Annotated in this window: 11 protein-coding genes; 10 read left to right on the forward strand and 1 reads right to left on the reverse strand. The window is 41.3% G+C overall.

All coding sequences use genetic code 11. From position 1 onward, the window contains the following. Positions 1-30 precede the first annotated feature (30 nt). The 10 genes from prc to K5Q73_RS18670 all read left to right on the forward strand — a co-directional run bounded on the left by prc (position 31) and on the right by K5Q73_RS18670 (position 19060). Positions 31-2076, forward strand: a complete 2046-nt coding sequence (gene prc, locus K5Q73_RS18625; RefSeq protein ID WP_220759213.1) for a carboxy terminal-processing peptidase — start codon at positions 31-33, stop codon at positions 2074-2076. A 72-nt stretch (positions 2077-2148) separates the two neighbouring features. Next, positions 2149-4710, forward strand: coding sequence for an aminopeptidase N (gene pepN, locus K5Q73_RS18630; protein WP_220759212.1), 2562 nt, complete (start codon positions 2149-2151; stop codon positions 4708-4710). A gap of 88 nt (positions 4711-4798) precedes the next feature. Then, complete coding sequence (locus K5Q73_RS18635; RefSeq protein ID WP_220759211.1) at positions 4799-5029, forward strand: DUF2835 domain-containing protein; 231 nt, start codon at positions 4799-4801, stop codon at positions 5027-5029. Between the two features lie 318 nt (positions 5030-5347). Further along, entirely contained in the window at positions 5348-7396 is a 2049-nt protein-coding gene (locus K5Q73_RS18640; protein WP_220759210.1) for a DUF1302 domain-containing protein, read from the forward strand. 19 nt (positions 7397-7415) lie between these two features. After that, a complete protein-coding gene (locus K5Q73_RS18645) occupies positions 7416-8780 on the forward strand; it encodes a DUF1329 domain-containing protein (RefSeq protein ID WP_220759209.1) in 1365 nt (454 codons plus the stop codon). Between the two features lie 51 nt (positions 8781-8831). Continuing rightward, positions 8832-9848, forward strand: a complete 1017-nt coding sequence (locus K5Q73_RS18650) for a YCF48-related protein (protein ID WP_220759208.1) — start codon at positions 8832-8834, stop codon at positions 9846-9848. 12 nt (positions 9849-9860) lie between these two features. Beyond that, positions 9861-12164, forward strand: a complete 2304-nt coding sequence (locus K5Q73_RS18655; RefSeq protein WP_220759207.1) for an RND family transporter — start codon at positions 9861-9863, stop codon at positions 12162-12164. A gap of 260 nt (positions 12165-12424) precedes the next feature. Then, entirely contained in the window at positions 12425-17269 is a 4845-nt protein-coding gene (locus tag K5Q73_RS18660; protein WP_220759206.1) for an NAD-glutamate dehydrogenase, read from the forward strand. 59 nt (positions 17270-17328) lie between these two features. Continuing rightward, positions 17329-18348, forward strand: coding sequence for a quinone-dependent dihydroorotate dehydrogenase (gene pyrD, locus K5Q73_RS18665; RefSeq protein ID WP_220759205.1), 1020 nt, complete (start codon positions 17329-17331; stop codon positions 18346-18348). Positions 18349-18520: 172 nt separating this feature from the next. Next, on the forward strand, positions 18521-19060 hold the full coding sequence (locus K5Q73_RS18670; protein WP_220766163.1) for a cell division protein ZapC: 540 nt from the start codon (positions 18521-18523) through the stop codon (positions 19058-19060). A gap of 388 nt (positions 19061-19448) precedes the next feature. Here K5Q73_RS18670 and K5Q73_RS18675 read toward each other — a convergent pair whose 3' ends face one another. Further along, entirely contained in the window at positions 19449-20054 is a 606-nt protein-coding gene (locus tag K5Q73_RS18675) for a peptidylprolyl isomerase (RefSeq protein ID WP_220759203.1), read from the reverse strand. Positions 20055-20934: the final 880 nt, after the last annotated feature.

The raw sequence follows: 20934 nt of genomic DNA on the forward strand, positions 1-20934 counted from the left end.
CTTAAGAGCACCTAAAGGAGTGACTTGTTGATGCGAAAACTTTCTCTGGCTGTATCCATTGCCGGTATTTTTGTCGGATTCTCGGCGTGGGCTGTTAGCCCAACTATTCAATTCAGCGAGTTACCCGCTCTAAAGCAGGAACCGCAGCATAAAGTAGCCAGTAAGCGTGTTACCGGACTATTTACCCGTTCTCATTATCATCGTTTCGACATGGATGATGCATTCTCACAGCAAGTATTTGAGCGTTATCTAAAACAGTTAGATTACCGTAAGAATGTATTGCTGCAATCAGATATCGACAGCTTCAATCCTTATTCGACGCAATTTGATGATATGTTGAAAAGTGGCGACTTAAACCAAGCTTACAAGATGTTTGAGCTTGTACAAAAGCGACGCTACGAACGTTTTGTTTACGCATTATCGCTGCTTGATGAAGAGATGGCGTTTGATGTTCCTGGCGATAAATACGAGTACGATCGTGAGAATGCGGATTGGCCAAAAACTGAGGCCGATTTAAATGAGCTTTGGCGCCAACGCGTTAAGTATGATGCTTTAAATCTTTCTTTGACCGGAAAGAATTGGGATGAAATCGTTACTATCCTCGAAAAGCGTTATAACAACTCTATTAAGCGTCTAAGCCAGACACACAGTGAAGATGTATTTCAAGGTGTAATGAATGCCTTTGCTCGTACCGTAGAGCCTCATACTAGCTATCTTTCACCACGCAATGCCGAACGTTTCCAGATGGAAATGAACCTAAGCCTTGAAGGTATTGGCGCAGTGCTTCAAGTTGACGATGACTATACCGTAATCAAGAGTCTTGTTGCTGGTGGCCCTGCGGCCACGAGTGAGAAATTGTCTCCGGAAGATAGAATTGTCGGTGTAGGTCAAGATGGTGAAGATATCGTCGACGTTATTGGTTGGCGATTGGACGATGTCGTTGAGCTGATTAAAGGCCCTAAAGGCAGTAAAGTTGTCCTAGAAATTTTACCTAAGAAAGGTGGTACAAGTGCGAAGACATTCGAGCTGACCATTGTTCGAGATAAAATCCGTCTTGAAGATCGTGCCGCAACCTCCAAAGTGGTTGAGCCGACTGAAGGACCTTATGCTAATCGTAAAGTCGGCGTCATTCAGATCCCTGGTTTCTATATGGATCTGTCTAAAGATGTTTCTAAAGAGTTAGCAGAATTAAAAGAAGCGAAAGTTGAAGGCATTATTATCGATCTCCGCGGTAACGGTGGTGGAGCCTTGACGGAAGCGACATTGTTAACGGGCCTATTTATTGAACAAGGCCCTGTAGTACAAATTCGTGATGCTAATGGCCGAGTGTCGCAAAACCGAGATAATGACGGTCGCGTTACTTACGATGGCCCACTGACTGTGATGGTTGATAGATACAGTGCATCAGCTTCAGAAATTTTTGCTGCGGCGCTTCAAGATTACGATAGAGCATTGATTGTGGGTGAATCAACCTTTGGTAAAGGTACGGTTCAGCAGCACAAGAGCTTAGGTCGTATCTATGATATGTACGAAAAACCTATCGGTCATGTTCAATACACAATTGCAAAATTCTATCGTATTAACGGTGGTAGTACTCAGCTAAAAGGTGTGACACCGGATATTCCGTTCCCAAGTGCATTAGAGCCTGGCGAATACGGCGAAGCTGAAGAAGAAAATGCATTGCCTTGGGATAAAGTACCTGTTGCGCAGTATGGTACGCTAGGTGAAATTTATCCTCAGCTTATCGCTAACTTAGATGGCAAGCATCAAGATAGAATTAAATCTGATGTTGAATTTGGTTATATTTTCCAAGATATTGCTGAATTTAAAAAGAATCATGATGATAAAACTGTTTCGTTAGTTAAGAGTGAGCGCTTAGCCGAGCGTGAAGAAAATGACAAGAAACAATTAGATCGTGCTAACGAAAGGCTTGTAAAAGAAGGCCAAGAAAAAGTTAAATCGTTAGATGATATACCTGATGACGTCGAAGTTGCAGATGCATTTTTAGATGAAACTGCATACATTACTTTGGATTTAGCAGATATTGAAAAACTAGCTAAAAATCAGAAGAAGTAATATCGAGTCAATAAGAAAACGCGCTTAATGCGCGTTTTTTTTAATCCAAAATTAATAAGAAGAGGTTTATTCATGTCACAACCACAAGCTAAATTCCTCAAAGACTACCAAAAACCTAATTTTCAAATTTCCCATATTGACTTAGATTTCACTCTTGCAGAAAAGCAGACTCAAGTTGTTGCGACCAGCAAAGTTATTAGACAAGGTAAGCATAATGAGTCGCTTGTATTAGTGGGTGATGAGTTAACAGTGCTTAGCGTTAAGGTTAATGGAGCTGCAGCCGAGTTTAAGCAACTAACAGGTGAACTAGTTATTACGACAGGTCTTGATAACTTTGAATTGCAGATAATCACTCAGCTCGATCCTGAAGCAAACTCCAGTCTCGAAGGTCTATATATGTCTGATGGGGCCTACTGTACTCAATGTGAGGCAGAAGGATTTAGACGGATCACTTATTTCTTAGACAGACCCGATGTATTAGCTATTTATACAGTACGTATTGAAGCGGAAAAAGCGGCTTTTCCTTATTTATTGAGTAATGGCAACCTAATAGAAAGCGGTGAGTTAGACAATGGTTTGCACTTTGCTAAGTGGCATGATCCATTTCCCAAACCTGCCTACCTGTTTGCATTAGTGGCTGGTGATTTTGATTTGCTAGAGGACAAATTTACGACCTGCAGTAATCGAGACGTTAAGCTTCAGGTATTTGTGGACAAAGGTAACTTGAACAAAGCACATCATGCTATGGCGTCGCTCAAGAAATCAATGGCTTGGGATGAAAGCCGTTTTGATCTTGAGTATGACCTTGATATCTACATGATAGTCGCGGTTGATTTTTTCAATATGGGAGCGATGGAAAACAAGGGCTTAAATGTATTCAATACCAAGTTCGTGTTAGCCGATAAAGCCTCTGCAACTGATGATGACTACCATGGGATTGAGTCTGTGGTGGGACACGAATACTTCCATAATTGGACTGGAAATCGAGTAACCTGTCGCGATTGGTTCCAACTAAGTCTAAAAGAGGGCTTAACTGTCTTTAGAGATCAGGAATTTAGTTCCGATTTAGGCTCTCGTGCGGTTAATCGTATTCATGCTATTAAAGTCATTAAAAACCAGCAGTTCGCTGAAGATTCCGGTCCAATGGCCCATCCGATCAGGCCTGAGTCAGTTATTGAAATGAATAACTTCTACACGGTTACTGTTTATAATAAAGGTGCTGAAGTGATTAGAATGATGCATACCTTACTTGGAGAGATAGCTTTCCAGCAAGGTATGAAGTTATATTTCAAACGTCATGACGGCCAAGCTGTGACCTGCGATGATTTTGTTGCTGCGATGGAAGATGCGAGTAAGGTCGATTTAACCCAATTTAGACGTTGGTATAGTCAGGCGGGCACACCGCAAGTTGATATTGAAGAACACTATGATGAACTGGCCAATGTCTACCAGTTAACGCTGTCGCAAATGACCCCAGCAACACCTGACAAGAAAGAAAAACTGCCACTGCATATTCCTTTCGATATCGAGCTTATTGATGTTGAAGGCCAATCTATATTTAACAAGGTATTGGACTTTACAGAGGCTAAGCAGGTCTTTACTTTTGAAGGGATCCAACAAAAACCAATTCCTTCTTTACTACAGAATTTTTCTGCGCCAGTTAAGTTAAACTTCAACTACTCTGTTGAACAACTGATCCATATCATGCGATTCGCCAACAGCGAGGTTGCTAAATGGGAAGCATCTGTTTCACTGTTTAGCCAATCAGTTTGGCAAAATATTGACAATCTACAAAGCAAGCAAGCTATGTACATTGACCCTAGGATCTTAGATGCATTCAAAGGCGTGATCCTGTCTCAGGAGTTGGATAGGGCACTAATGGCAGAAATTTTGTCCTTAACGAGTGCTAATGCTTTGATTGAGCAGAAAGCTTCTGTTGATCTCGATAATCTTGCTCTTGCTAGAGAGTTTGTCGTGCTCGAAATTGCTTCTGGCTGTGAAGATGAGTTATTCGCTATGGTACGAGAATTACAGAATGCTGATGATGCATCCTCTCGTGCGCTTAAAAATGTGTGTTTAAGTTTGCTACTTAAAATAGAGCAAAGTTACGGCACTCTTGCTAAGGCTCAGTTTGAATCGGCGCAAAATATGACAGATAGTTTAGGGGCTTTAACAGCACTAAATTGTGAGTCATCAGCGATCCGTGATGAATTAATGACAAAGTTTGAGCTCCAATGGGCGAAAACCCCTTTAGTGATGGATAAGTGGCTGGTACTGCATGCCACTTTAAATAGCGGTGATTGTATTGATACCTTATTGTCACTGTTTGAGCATGAGGCATTTAGCTTTAATAATCCAAATAGAGTGCGCTCTCTTATTGGGGCGTTTGCTGCAGGTAATACGTTTGAATTTCATCAGAAAAGTGGAGCGGGCTATAGGTTCCTAACCGATGCGATTATTAAACTTAATATTCTTAATCCGCAAGTAGCAGCGCGCATTATTACGCCGTTAATCCAGTTTAAGAAATTTGACTTAAATAGGCAGCAATTGATGAGAAATGAATTGCAACGTATTCTTGCTGTTGAAGATTTATCTAAAGATTTATACGAGAAAGTGACAAAAGCATTAGCATAAAATGTAATTGAAAATATTGGATCTCATTCTCACTCATCGTAATATATGCGAACAGAATTGAGGTCCAATTATTTAATGAGAGTTTGTTTTGGCATCACCACATCAGATTTTTCAATTTCCGCTGAATATCAGTTATCAAGAGTTTCTTCCTTACTACCGAGGCGAGGTTAATCAAGTCGAGGTCGTGGATACCAAGGGACGAACCCTGTGGATCAATGCTCGTCATTTTAGACCCTTCTTATCCAGCATGGGTATAAAAGCCTATTTTAAAATGGTCGTCGATAGTCAGGGAAACCTGATCAGCCTCAGTAAGTGTTAGAGTAATTACTTCAAACGGTCGATTGCTTTAAACGTCAAACCATACCCTAAACTTGGTGCTCTAGGTCATTGTAAACACGTAACAAATGACCTACTCATCCCGCAATTTTAAGTTTACCTATTGCTGATTTAAATACAGCACTAAAATCTACCAATGAACCTGCTCTTAAGTGACGAAATCTTTTGAAGATTTTCTAAATTTCATCCTTGCTCACTTCGTATAAATGCTGTAACAATGGTGTCACCTGTAAGTTAACGAAATGTTGGCTAATCAATTCCTATAACAAAAGAATCCAGCAGGTTACGGAGAGAAGCTAAAATGAAAAAGATTAAAAACGGCTTTAATAAGTCGGCGCTCGCTTTGGGGATAGTTGCGGCGCTTGGTTTTGGCATGACAAATCATGCTAATGCAATCTCATTCAATTGGGGTGAGGTAGAAGGAACATTCGATTCTACTTGGACTGCTGGTGCAAGTTGGCGTGTCGAGGGCAGAGATTGGGACAATCAGATTGGTAAAGTAAACCATCCTCGCTTTGATTGGTCTGGCTACTCAGCTTTTGGGGATACTAAGTACAGTTCGGCTGAGATCTGGGCACAACCAGGCTCTTATTCGAGCAATGGTGATTTAAGTAACCTGTTATATTCAAAAGGTGATACAACATCTGAGATCGTTAAAGGTCTTCATGAGTTGTCATTGAAATACCAAAATTTTGGCCTGTTTGCTCGAGGCATGTATTTCTATGATCGTAAACTCAATGATGGTGACTTTGGTTTTAATGATCCGCTGACGGGACAAGAGTTTGACCCTTGTGCTGATAGCAAAGCGTCTGAAGTACAGTGTAAAGACATACGTTTATTGGATGCTTTTGTTTATGCCGATTTCGATTTTAACGATGGCGCAAATCCACTCTCAATCCGTGTTGGTAATCAGGTAGTCTCTTGGGGAGAAAGCACCTTGATTGCACACGGTATTGGTGTGATTAACCCTGTTGATTTGAACATTCTTAATGCGCCGGGAGCTGAACTGAAAGAAGCCTTTAGGCCACAAGGTATGGTTTGGGCATCATTCGGCGTGACCGATAACTTATCTGTCGAAGGTTTTTACCAATATGATTGGGAACCAGTTTGGGTTCCAACACCGGGCTCAATTTTTTCAACTAATGACTTTGCCGGTTATGGTGGTTATAACCAAAACGCTCAGTTAGGTTTTAACTCTAATCCAGATATGAATCTCGATTTCTTGTTGTCTGAATACAATACCCTTGTGGGTATGGTGGGCTCAGGGCAGGTTGATCCAGCTGATTTAGCTAGATTGGCATTAGCTTATCCAACCAAAGCAACCTTGGTTGAAGATCCTGCTTCGGCAAGTGATGATGGTCAGTGGGGGGTAAAACTTGGTTATTATGCGCCCCAATTGGGTGAAACCGAGTTTGGCTTGTACTACATGAACTACCATAGTCGTCGTCCGCTGATTAGTGGTACTACGGCAAACTTTAACGAAGATGCAATAGCCCGCGATTTACAACGTCTTGGTGGTAAAGCACAGTCTGGCGAGGAGATGACTCGTGAAGATATATTAGCACTAGAGACTTTCTCTAAGGCGCAGATTGTTTACCCTGAAGATATTCAGTTGATGGGCTTTAGTTTTAATACATTAGTAGGTGACACTTCCGTTGCAGGTGAAATTGCTCATCGTTTGGATGAACCGTTACAGATTGATGATGTTGAATTATTATTTGCCGCCATGCCACAGCAACTTGCTAATGCAGGTTTAAACCCTGAATTTGACGGAATTTCACAAGTTGAAAACTACGGTCCTGGTGAATATGCTGAAGGCTTTATTCGTTTAGATACCACTCAGGCTCAGACTACCTTTACTCACCTATTTGGCCCTACATTGGGCACCGATAACTTGACTATGCTAGCTGAAGTCGGTGGAGTATGGATCCACGATATGCCAAGCCATGATGAGTTAAGACTCAATGGTCCAGGTACTTCTCGTTCGGGCGGTAATCCTGATATGCCAGGTATTATCGAAGCGGTACATAACGGTCCAGAAACCAACCCATTCCCAACTGATTTTGCCTGGGGCTATCGTCTAGTTGCTAAAGCTGACTACAACAACGTATGGGGCGGTGTGAACATTGCACCTCGAGTTATTTTCTCCCATGACGTTGATGGTATCACTCCAGATCCTATGTTCTTGTTCACAGAAGGTAAGAAGTCAGTCGCTTTGGGCATTAACTTCGATTACCAGAGCCGTTGGGGCGCAGATCTTTCTTACAACACTTTCTTCGGTGGAGTAGGAACGACCAATTCGATGGCTGATCGAGATTATGTTTCGTTCAATATTAAATATTCAATCTAAAATCACAAGGACAATAACAATGAATAAACTTGCGATGTTGCCTGTAGCAGTGATGATAGCTTTAAGCGCACCAAGTGCCTTGGCTAAGGTTTCTGAAGCAGATGCTGCGAAGTTAGGTACTGAGTTTACTCCACTTGGTGGTGAAAAAGCCGCTAATGCGGATGGATCTATTCCAGCATGGGATGGTGGGATCACAGAGCCTGTTGCTGGTTATAGTAAAGGAATGCATCATCCAGATCCTTTCCCTAGCGATAAAATTGAATTTACCATTACCAATGCTAATAAAGATAAATATAAAGAGTATTTATCAGACGGTCAGATCAAACTGTTTGAGCTATACCCTGAAACATTCAAGATGAATGTGTACCAAACTCGTCGTTCGGCTTCAGTGCCTCAGTTTGTTTATGATGCTACCAAAGAGAACGCGACTCGTGCAGAGCTCATCGATGGCGGCAACGGTATTAAGGGCGCATCAATTGGTATTCCATTTCCTATACCTGAAAATGGTCTAGAGGTGATTTGGAATCATGTACTTCGTTTTCGTGGTGTAGATCTTAAGACCTCTCGTAGTCAAGCTGCGCCGACCGCGGGTGGTAGCTATACCTTAGTTGAAACCACTGAAGAACTGCGCTTTCAATATTCTCGCCCTGAGATGACGTTAGACAAGCTAAGTAAAGACAATACTCTGTTTTTCTTTAAGCAGGTTGTTACTCAACCAGCTCGTCTTGCGGGTACTGCACTGCTTGTGAAAGAGACGATGGACCAAGAAAAGTTACCTCGTCAAGCTTGGACTTATAATACAGGGCAGCGCCGCGTACGTAAGGCTCCAAATGTTGCATTCGACACTCCAGGTACCGTTTCTGATGGTCTAAGAACAACCGATGACTTCGATATGTTCAACGGCTCTCCAGTACGTTACAACTGGGAATTAGTGGGTAAGCAAGAGCTTTATATCCCGTACAACGATTATAAGTTGCACTCAGATAAGCTTGATTACGAGCAAATCATCACTCCAGGCCATATCAACCCTGAATATGTTCGTTATGAAAAGCATCGTGTTTGGGTCGTTAAAGCGACACTGAAAGAGGGCATGCGCCATATCTACAAGGCACGTACTTTCTACATTGATGAAGACTCTTGGCAGGTTTCAGTTGCGGATCTTTATGATAACCGAGATGAACTCTACCGCGTAGCAATAGCCCATGGTTTGAACTACTACGAAGTGCCTACACAATGGAGTACCTTGGAAGTGTTCCATGATCTGCAGTCACGTCGTTATATTGCGATGGGTCTAGATAATGAAGGCCGTATGTATGACTTCGATGCGAAATTGAGTGAAGCAAACTTTACTCCAGCAGCCTTACGCCGTGCAGGTATTCGTTAAACTCGCTTGTTGAGGGGCCCAGGCCCCTCTTTATTTTTTAAGGAAGTCTGTATGTCGTTTAGCATGCTTCGATTTATCTCAACATTGAGTCTTTTAAGCCTTTTTCAATCATCACATGTAATGGCACAAGAGAATTTATTCGAACAACAGATTCAGCCTCTTGCAGCAAACTCATTAGTTTTAGATATCGCAAATAACCAACAATCCTTGGTTGCCGTCGGTGAACGAGGACACGCTTTTGTTTATCAAGATACTTGGAAACAGGTCAAAACCCCAACCCAAGCCTTACTCACTAAACTGTTTTTTATTGCGCCTGATATCGGTTGGGCTGTAGGCCATGACGCGACCATCCTTCATACAAAAGATGGCGGCCAGACTTGGTCAGTGCAAATGCAGTCAGAAGAAATGGAAAAGCCGCTATTAGACATCCTTTTCTTTACTCAGCAGCATGGCGTAGCCGTTGGTGCCTATGGTCTATTTTACCGTACCCATGATGGGGGTAAAACATGGAATAGTGAATACCATCAAGAACTGCTATTTGAAGAAGATGTCGAATATTTGGAAGAATTAAAGGCTGAAGATGAAGCTCTTTATCTTTCAGAGCGAAGTACTTTACTACCGCATTTTAATCGCATTATTCAAGCAACAGATGGCACGCTCATTATGGTGGGTGAGCTCGGTTTGCTTGCCACTTCAAATGATCAAGGTCTGAACTGGCTAAAGCAAGATTTTATGTATGAAGGTTCTTTATTTAATGCGGTTGTTATCAATGACTCTGCTTTTGTAATGGGACTGAGGGGCAATGTATTTAAGTCGGATCTGAGTTTAGTTAATTGGAAAAAGATTAATCTACCTACTGATTCAACTATAAATGCAGGGATTAGCCTCAATGATGGCACATTAAGATTAGTCGGTAATGCAGGCGTTATAATCGATATCTTTGCCACCGGTGAAAGCCAACTTGTAGAGCAGCGACAGGGTGAAAACCTAGTCGCTATTGCCAAAGACTCAGAAGGAAACTTATGGGTTGCAGGTAATAAAGGTCTCATCAAACTAGAACAAAAATAATAGGACCTTACTATGTTAGATAAATTAGTTAATGGATTCGAATCTTATCTATTCCGTCATAGAGCTTTCGTCATATTCTTGTTTGCGGTAACAACAATTTTTCTTGGGATACAAGCGAGTAACCTAAAAATGGATGCCGCATTTGTCAAAAATATCCCACTTAACCATAGCTACATGCAAACTTATTTAAAGCACCAGAAACAGTTTGGTGGTGCAAATAGCATCATGGTAGCGGTAGAAGATACTAGCGGTAATATTTTTAATGCTAATTTCTTCGATGCACTCAAAAACGTGCATGATCAGCTGTTTTTTATTCCGGGTGTAGACAGGGCACAAGTTAAATCACTTTTTTCACCATCGACCCGATTTACTGAAGTTGTTGAAGACGGCTTTGCTGGCGGGCCAGTGATCCCCGCGGATTTTTCTACTACTGAGGAAGGCTTAAAAACCGTTCGAGGTAATATCGAAAAAGCAGGTATTGTTGGTCGTTTGATAGCTGAAGACTATTCGGCGGCAATGGTCAGTGCACAGTTAATGGATTTTGACCCGCAAACGGGTGAGGCTTTAGATACGTTGGCGTTTGCTGCGCAGTTAGAAGAGCAGTTGCGTGAGCAATATGAAACCGATGAGATAAAGATTCATATCATAGGTTTTGCCAAGATGGCTGGAGATGTTGCCGACGGTGCTAAAGGGGTATTGCTGTTTTTCCTTATCGCTATCTTAGTGACGGCGGTGATGGTTTACTTCTTCTCAAAGTCGGTCGCGCTGACAATTTTACCGTTAGTATGTAGTTTGATAGCCGTAGTGTGGCAGTTAGGTTTATTAACTGTTATTGGATTTGGCTTAGACCCCATGTCGATACTTATTCCATTTTTGGTTTTTGCCATTGGTGTCAGTCACAGCGTGCAGATGATCAATGCAGTAAGGCGTCGGGTCACCGATGGACAAACAACAAAGGCGGCGGCTGCACTGGCATTTAGAAGTTTACTTATTCCTGGTGGTGTGGCGTTGTTATCTGACACCATAGGTTTTATGACGCTGCTAGCTATCGACATTGGTATTATTCGAGAGCTCGCGATTTCAGCCTCCTTAGGTGTTGCGGTTATTATCTTAACTAACCTAGTGTTATTGCCTCTAGTTATTTCTTATACAAGTGTGGAACCTCGTAAAGAAAATAAGCCAAATCCTGTTAATAATATTTGGCTTAAGCTATCTAATTTCGCTACGCCAAAATACGCGATTTGGGTATTGATTGTGACCGGGTTGCTTTATGCAGTTGGCTTACAGCAAGCTAATAAGATGAAAATTGGCGATCTGCAAGGCGGAGCACCAGCGCTGCATTTAGACTCTCGTTATAATCAGGACACATTTTTTATTACCGATAAGTTTTCCATTACTACTGATGTGATGACTGTAATTGTTGAGGCATTTCCGGAAGCCTGTACTTATCACTCGGTGTTGACACAAATTGATGATTTTGAGTGGCAGGTAAGTAACACACCTGGAGTTGAAGCAACAGCAAGTTTGGCATCTGTGGCAAAGCGTGTGAACTCTGGCTTTAATGAAGGCAATCCAAAGTGGAGTGTATTGCCACGCACAACAGCAAGCTTAGTTCAGGCTGTAGGCCGCGTACCGACAACATCAGGATTACTAAATAGTGATTGCTCTGTGATGCCGGTCTATTTGTTCCTTAAAGATCATAAAGCTGAAACTATAGAGTTAGTTATTGCTAAGGTTAATGAACTGCAAAAACAGCTTGATACCGACAAAATTCAGTTTAAGTTAGCGTCTGGTCCTGTTGGTGTTATGGCGGCAACCAATGAAGCTGTTGCCGAGGCACAGCTGCCTATGATGCTTTATGTCTACGGTGCTGTGTTTATTTTATGTCTTATCAGTTTCCGTTCACTAAGAGCTACGATAGCGGTAATTTTGCCTCTTTATGTGGTTTCGACGTTAGCGCAGGCGTTAATGACTCAGCTTGATATTGGACTTGCAGTGAGTACTTTACCTGTGATTGCACTCGGTGTGGGTATTGGTGTTGATTACGGTATTTATATTTTATCAACCATGGCTGTACGTTTACGAGACGGAATGCCAGTACAAAAAGCTTATTATGAGGCACTGGTTGAACGTGGTAGCGCGGTGATCTTTACTGGACTGACATTAGCGATTGGTGTGAGTACCTGGTTCTTTTCAGCACTTAAGTTCCAAATGGATATGGGGATCTTGCTCACATTCATGTTTTTGGTAAATATGTTGGGGGCAATAATTATCCTACCATCTATAGCGGCCATGTTTTGGCGGCAGCCCAAGTAGAATCGACTAAAGGGGAGCATTAGCTCCTCTTTTTTTATGCATAAAAACACGTAATATGCGATTGTTATGTCATCCATGTGAATTAAATCGTTGCTAGGTTAAATTGAATGAGGATGTACCACTAAAATAGTTCTCGAAATATGGTGAGTTTAGTAATAAACTTCGCGCATGACCTAGGTCACAGAAATAGGCTCAGGTCCGTTTAAGAAGCATCCATAAAAATTAAAAAGCGCTGCCATAGCCCCTAAGGAAATAGCAACATGGCCTTGAAAGATGCAATGCCTTCAGTACTGCTCGAAAACGTAGTCAACCTAATTCACTCTAAAGTACCCAATTCACAAGCTAAACAAGTAGAACAGTTCGCGACTTGTCTCTATGCGCATATGTCAAAAGACGATCTAAATGCGCGTAACGACAGTGACCTCTATGGCGCTGTTTTAAGTCAATGGAACGCACTGAATAAGACCTCCGTCGGGGAAGGTCATATTAGAGTATTCAACCCGAGTCAGTCCAAGCATGGCTGGCAATCAAGCCACTCGATTATTGAAATTATCCAACCTGATATGCCTTTCTTGGTAGATTCAGTTGGTATGGCAATTAATCGTTTGGGTATCACGGCACATATGATGCTGCACACGCCAATGGTTATAGAGCGCCAAGATGGTGTGGTAACTCATGTGAGTTACAGCTCTGACGAACAAGAAAATGCTGACAAAGTTGCGGTTTTTTTAATTGAGATCGACCGTCAAAGTAGCGATGATGATATTAAGGCTCTAACGAAAGAAATTGAGTCCGTGATTGGCGATGTAGCAGCCGCAGTTAATGACTGGGAAGCAATGTCGGCCAAGCTAGGCGAAACTATCAACGAGTTAGAAAGCCGACCTTATCCAGGTACTAAGGAAGAGCTTAACGAAGCGAAAAACTTCCTCTCTTACCTTAACAATCATCACCTCACACTACTCGGTTACCGCCGTTATGATCTGCATAAAGTCGAGGGTGATTTAGAGTTGGTCGCTGATAAGTCAACCAGCCTTGGCTTGATGACTAAATCAAGTAAAACCAAAACTGAAACTGGTCTGCTTCTTTCAAACTTCTCTGAGAATGCACGTAAAGAGGCGCTAGATAATAGCCTGTTAGTGTTAACTAAGAGCAGTGAAAAAAGCCGCGTTCATCGCCCAGCATATGTAGATTACATCGGTGTTAAACGCTTTGATGAGAAGGGTAATGTTATTGGTGAAGATAGATTTATCGGTTTGTATGCCTCAAATCTCTATAACCGTAGTCCTCGTGAAATTCCTTTACTTGCTCAGAAAGTGCAACGGGTCTTAGACCGTTCAGGTCTTGCGCCTCGTTCTCATGATTACAAAGCCTTGATGCATATTCTTGAGACTCTCCCACGAGATGAGTTGATCCAAGCCAGTGTTGAACAACTTGCTTCAATCGCTCACGGCGTACTTGAGATGCAAGATCGTGACAAGCTAAAACTATTTGTTCGTAAAGATGGCTTTGGTCGATTCTTCTCTTGCTTAGTTTATGTCTCTAAAGATAGATACAACACTAAGTTACGTGAAGACACTCAGCGTATTCTTGCGCAACATTTCAATAGTAGTGAAGACGTGGAGTTCACCACATATTTCTCAGAGTCTACTTTGGCAAGAACGCATTACATTATCAAAGTTGACAATAATAGTATGGATGTCGATGTGGCAACGATTGAGAATAATTTGACCGAAGCGGCTCGCTCTTGGGAAGACAAGCTTGCGAGCGCAGTGTTCAGCGCTCAAGGTGAAGAGTTAGGTAATAGCCTGATTAAGCGTTATGTAGATGCATTTCCGCGCAGCTATAAAGAAGATGTTCTGCCTAGTTCAGCAGTTGTTGATATCCAGCATCTTGAAGAGCTTGATGATGACCATAAACTTGGCATGTTGTTTTATCAGCCACAAGAAACCGCATTAAACGACAATAAGGTACGTCTCAAGTTATTCCATAAAGATGAACCAATTCATCTTTCTGACGTGCTGCCAATGCTTGAAAACTTCGGTCTTAGAGTGATTAATGAAAGACCTTATGAAGTTAAAACAGTCGATGGTGCCACTTATTGGATCCTAGACTTCTTGATGACTACACAAAATGTAGCATCAGATGATCTTGCTGACAGCCAAGAACGCTTTCAAACTGCATTGTCTCAGGTTTGGAAGAAAGAGTTAGAAGATGATGGTTTTAACCGTTTGGTTCTCTCTACAGGTCTAACTGGTCGAGAAGTTTCTGTACTTCGAGCATATGCTAAATATATGCGCCAAATAGACTCTACGTTTAGCCAAGCCTATATTGAAGAAACTTTCTCAAGCTATCCGCAAATTGCTGACTTACTTGTTAAAATGTACATTCGCAAGTTCAACCCTAAGTTGAAAACTCGTACGTTAAACAAGTTTATCGAACAAATTGATCTTCGCCTTGATGATGTTTCGAGCCTAGATGATGACCGAATTATTCGTCGTTATCTTGATTTAATTAATGCAACGAATCGTACTAACTTCTATCAAGTAGCGGATTCTGGCTTACCAAAATCATATATCTCGTTCAAGTTTGAACCTGAATTGATCCCTGAAATGCCAAAGCCGCTGCCGAAGTATGAAATCTTTGTTTATTCTCCACGTGTTGAAGGTGTACACCTTCGTGGTGGCAAAGTGGCCCGTGGTGGCTTGCGCTGGTCTGACAGACGAGAAGATTTCCGTACCGAAGTTTTAGGTCTTGTTAAGGCGCAGCAAGTTAAGAATACGGTAATTGTTCCTGTCGGTGCTAAAGGTGGTTTCGTTTGTAAGCAACTGCCAACAGATGGCGGTCGTGAGGCCTTCTTCGCCGAAGGACAAGAATGCTACCGTTTATTTATTCGTGGTTTGCTCGATATCAGTGACAACATCATCAATGGTGAAGTCATTGCTCCTGAAAATGTGGTGAGACACGATGAGGACGACCCATATTTAGTTGTTGCTGCCGATAAAGGCACGGCAACCTTCTCTGATATCGCTAACGAAATTGCTATCGAATATAACTTCTGGTTAGGGGATGCATTCGCATCGGGTGGTAGTAACGGGTATGACCATAAGAAGATGGGCATTACCGCACGCGGAGCATGGGAATCAGTTAAACGTCATTTCCGTGAAATGGGCGTTAACTGCCAAACTACCGATTTTACCTGTTTAGCTGTCGGTGATATGGCTGGTGATGTATTCGGTAATGGTATGTTGTTGTCGAAACATACGCGATTAGTCGCTGCATTTAACCACATGCATATATTTATCGACCCAAATCCAGATGCAGCAACCAGTTATGTAGAGCGCGAACGCTTATTTGCACTGCCACGCTCTAGCTGGGAAGATTATAATAAAGAACTTATTTCTAAAGGTGGTGGTATCTTCTTGCGCTCTGCTAAGTCGATTCCATTGTCACCTGAAATGAAAAAGATGCTAGGTAGTCAAAAAGCCTCTATGCCACCGCTTGAGTTGCTAAAAGAGCTGCTTAAGATGCAAGTGGATCTTATTTGGAATGGCGGTATTGGTACCTATGTGAAAGCAACCAGTGAATCACATGCGGAAGTTGGTGATCGCGCTAACGACGCTATTCGTGTTAATGGCGACGAACTCAAAGCCAAGATTATTGGTGAAGGTGGTAACTTAGGTTGTACTCAACTAGGCCGAATTCAATACTGTGCTAGTGGCGGACGCATGAACACTGACTTCGTTGATAACGTGGGTGGTGTTGATTGTTCTGATAACGAAGTAAACATTAAAATTTTACTTAATGCGTTAGTGGCTGATGGAGAGATGACGGTTAAGCAACGTAACCGTCTACTTGAAGAGATGACGGATGAAGTAAGCCGCATCGTGCTGCAAGATTGCAAAGATCAAACTCGTTCAATCTCGATAACTCAGGTTCGAGGCGCAGAACAGTTAAAAGAGCAAATCCGTTTTATTCATTACCTTGAGAAAGAAGGCAAGCTTGATAGAGCGCTGGAATTCTTACCAAATGAAGATGAACTTGCAGATCGTTTAGTTAATGGTAAATCGTTAACACGTCCAGAGCTTTCAGTTTTGGTTGCTTACGCCAAAATGATCTTAAAAGAGCAGCTTGTTACTTCTGAAATTACCGAAGACAGCTTTTTGAGCCAACTACTTGTTGAATACTTCCCTAAGCAATTACAAGAGAAGTACACCGCAAACATGGCGCAGCATCCTCTAAGAGGTGAAATTATCGCTACATCTTTGGCCAATGAGTTGGTCAACGATATGGGGCTTAATTTCGTGCAACGTATGCAAGATGAGACAGGTGCCTCAGTAGCGGAAGCTGCCATTTGTTATACTATGGCACGCGAAGTGTTTGGTTTAGCTGATTTAACTAAATCTATTACTGATTTGAATGGTGTTATTCCGGCTGTTGTACAGTGTGAAATGCTGCATCAGTTACGTCGCAATATTCGTCGTGCGAGTCGTTGGTTCCTACGCCATCGCAATCGTAACTTGAATATTGAACAGACAATTGAGTTCTTTAAGCCTGTATTTGATGACTTGAAAGTAAGCGTGCATCAATACATGGTTAATGAGGAAGTCGAAGGAATTCGCGCAGAATCAAATGCATTAATTAAAGAAGGGGTGCCTGAAGATGTTGCCATGGTTGTGGCAAATGTCAGTACCTTATTCTCGGCATTAGATATCGCACAAATCTGTGATCTTGAAAACAAGCCTGTCCCGTTAGTCGCTGAGACGTACTTTAAGCTTGGTGCAAGTGTTGATTTACATTGGTTCTTGGAACAGATTAGCGCACAACCTGTTTCAAACCATTGGCAAGCACTGGCTAGAGCGGCCTTTAGGGAAGAGCTTGATTGGCAGCAGCGTTCACTCAGCTCTGTTGTATTGAGAACTTGTACAGAAACCTGTGATGCGAATAAGATCATTGCAGAATGGATTGAGTCGAATCAGAGCCTATTGGAACGTTGGTTCCATATGCTAGCTGACTTTAAGACTTCGCAAAGCCATGAGTTTGCAAAGTTCTCTGTAGCCCTACGTGAACTTAATCTTTTGATCCTTCATTGTGAAGGTCAAAAGTAATCTGATTTTAATCAGCAGCCCTGGCAATTGCCGGGGCTTTTTTCGGTCTAGGAGAAAACATGTTTTATAAAATCGCACAAAAGTTCATGTTTCAGATGGATCCAGAACTGGCCCATAACTTCGCTATTGGCAGTTTAAAATCTACTGGTAATTCACCTTTAAATTGCTTTTATGCGCAAAAAATTAAGCCAGCCCCTGTGACCATGATGGGACTGACTTTTCCAAACCCAGTAGGACTTGCTGCTGGTATGGATAAAGAAGGCGAGTGTATTGATGCATTCCATGCAATGGGTTTTGGTCATATTGAAGTGGGCACGGTTACTCCACGCGCTCAACCAGGTAATGAACAGCCACGTTGTTTTAGACTTAAACCGGCAAAAGCAATTATTAACCGAATGGGTTTCAACAACAAAGGTGTTGATAATCTAGTGGCTAATCTTAAAGCAGTTAAGTCAAATGCGATGGTTGGTGTCAATATTGGTAAGAATAAAGACACACCAGTAGAGCAGGGTAAAGATGATTACTTGATCTGTATGGATAAGGTTTATCCTTATGCTGCTTATATCGCAGTAAATATTTCATCGCCTAATACACCGGGTCTTAGATCGCTACAGTATGGCGATCTTTTAGATGATCTACTTGGATCGCTAAAACAGAAGCAAAAACAGTTAGCAGAACAACATGGTAAGTACGTACCTATTGCTCTGAAAATTGCCCCAGACTTGTCTAGTGAAGAAATTGAAAAAATTGCTGATGCGTTAATTCGTAGTGAATTTGACGCAGCCATCGCAACTAACACAACACTAACTCGTGATGGTGTAAGTGGTTTGTTGAATGCCAATGAAGCGGGTGGTCTAAGTGGTAAGCCATTGAATTCATTGTCAACAATGGTTATTAAGCAACTTGCTGATTGCTTAAAAGGCCAAATTCCAATTATCGGTGTTGGTGGTATCAACTGTGCTGAAGACGCACTAGATAAATTAGATGCTGGTGCTGAAATGGTACAAATTTATTCTGGCTTTATTTATCAAGGGCCAAAATTAATTAAAGATATCGTAGAAGCCTATAGAATTAAATAATTCTAAGCGATCTAATTTATTATTTAGATCATAAAACGATCATTGGGATCTTAATTGGATCGTGATGATCGTTTTTATTTAATAATTTTAATATCATATCGAAGAAAATTTATTTTGATATTGGTGAAATTATCATCTATTATCGGTTTGTATCTAAATAAAGGTAAACGTTATGTTAGTAATGCCAAAAAGGGATTGGCAGTGGGGATATAGTGAAACGCATGGAGTGTTAAGTGTTTCGTTAGGGGATGACATGGAGTTTTTGTCACCTTATAAATTAAAATCTCTAATACCTGATGCCAAAGAAACAATGGAGTTTAGTGTTGAACACGCTAAATTCTATATAGACTTGGTCGACCGTTTATCAAAAACACTTCCATTAACTGATGCATTATTAGTACAAATTGCTTTAAATGCGACAGCCGCTCATTTTCTATTAAAACCTCAAATGCCAAAGTCATGGTTTTTTAATACTTCTCATCAGTGTGTTTATAGTGAAGTAGGCAAACTCGTTCAATTGTCGACAAGCGAGCATACAGCACTTGCCATGGTGATAGAGTCGGGATTACAGGCCTCCTTAGTCATGATTATGTCTATAGAATGCCGTTTAACGGACTCAAAAACACTAGGCCAATTTGAAACAATAAAAGTAATGCACGACAGGTTAGCGCCACTTTCAAGCTCGACACAGCAGCAGATCCACGCGGCATAAAATACAAACAGAATTAACTTGAGTAATACTGTTTGGGAGGCTGTTTTTTCTATGTCTATGTTCCCGACACCTACTTAATCCTTAATGATAGGAACTGTCTTGAAAGTTTATTGTTATGACTAAATATTGTGTGAACCCATTGTTTATTCTCACCTTATTATTTTCTATCTCGAAATTATACCAACATTTGACCAATTGCTATCCATCAGCAGAGCTACAGTTTAAGGTTATAAACTGATTGAAACACAATTCTTGTCGATAGCGCCTTGCATGTGGTTCGTTGCCATTTGTTGTTAGACATGATTTTAGTCAGGAATGAGCTGGTATAGAAGTCGGTCGCGCCTATAAATTAAAGCGCGACACCATTGTAAGTTTATTTTTTAAATTGTTAATTAACTGCGCAATCAGTTTCAGTAAGTGAGTTAATGATTATTTCTGTTTTGGGAACATCATTAGTATCCGTATCAACGATACTAATTTGGTCCACTATTTCCATGCCTTGTAATACTTTTCCAAAAACAGCATAGCCATAGCTTGCTGCCGTGGCATCTAGTTGAGGGTTATCTAAAACATTAATAAAAAACTGAGAGGTTGCGGAATCGGGTGCATCGGTTCGAGCCATAGCAATGGTGCCGCGCTTATTGCTAATCCCAACATCAGCTTCATTAACGATAGGGTTATTACCTGGTTTGTATATCAAACCACTCGTAAAACCTCCAGCCTGTACTACGAAATTATTGATAGTTCGATGGAATATGGTTCCGGTGTAAAAGTCATCATTGGCATAATTTTTAAAGTTTTCACCAGTAATAGGCGTATTAGTTAGATCGATTGCCAGTAGTATATCGCCCATCGTTGAAGTTAATTGGTAGCATATGTCAGCTTGTAACTCAGGTGCTTGAATTGGAGGTTGAGGTATTTCAGTGTTATCTGTTTCGCTGCCACCGCAAGCGGCCAATGTAATACAAAGTAGGAGAGGGATTGCTTTATTCATTCTATTCTCATGGTTAAATCAATAATAGTTGTGTTAACAGGGCGTTTAATTTTGTTGCTTTTATGTGTTGCGAGGTGATTTTAACAATTTAAAGTTTATGAGCAATAAGCTAGAGGCAATGGATACAAACTGTCGCAGATTATTTGCTGATGACTTTAAATTTTATTGAGATGAAAAAGTGGGTTTACACTTTATAAAATGATGTGTGATCTAAAGGTTGAGGCAAGTAGTGGCCGCTGTAGGTGCAAGAAAGAGGTAAAAGCTCAAAAAGCAGATACAAAAAAAACAGCTTTCGCTGGTCAACATATCACTACTTAAATTGATTTGTAAAACTGGTTGCGGGAGCTGGATAATTTTCTATAGCAGAACTGGCAACGACCTTCGCTAAGCAGTTATAAGAAGTTGAGCCCGACGGGCCAGCAAACTGCTGCATCTCGTATCCTTGAAACCTTTCGCTGCAGGAGTGAACTCACTTCTTGAAGCAACAAGTGCTTGCTCCATGAATTTCAGATACAAAAAACCAGCTTTCGCTGGGCAACATATCACTACTTAAATTGATTTGTAAAATTGGTTACAGGAGCTGGATTACTTTCTTTATAAAGAACTGGCAACGACCTTCGCCTAGCTTTTATAAATAGTTGAGCCCGACGAGCCAGCAAACAGCTGCATCTCGTATCCTTGAAACCTTTCGCTGCAGGAGTGAACTCACTTCTTGAAGCAACAAGTGCTTGCTCCATGAATTTCAGATACAAAAAAACCAGCTTTCGCTGGCCAACATATCACTACTTAAATTGATTTGTAAAATTGGTTACAGGAGCTGGATTACTTTCTTTATAAAGAACTGGCAACGACCTTCGCCTAGCTTTTATAAATAGTTGAG

The organism is Shewanella sp. MBTL60-112-B2, from assembly GCF_019655055.1.
Classification (GTDB): domain Bacteria; phylum Pseudomonadota; class Gammaproteobacteria; order Enterobacterales; family Shewanellaceae; genus Shewanella.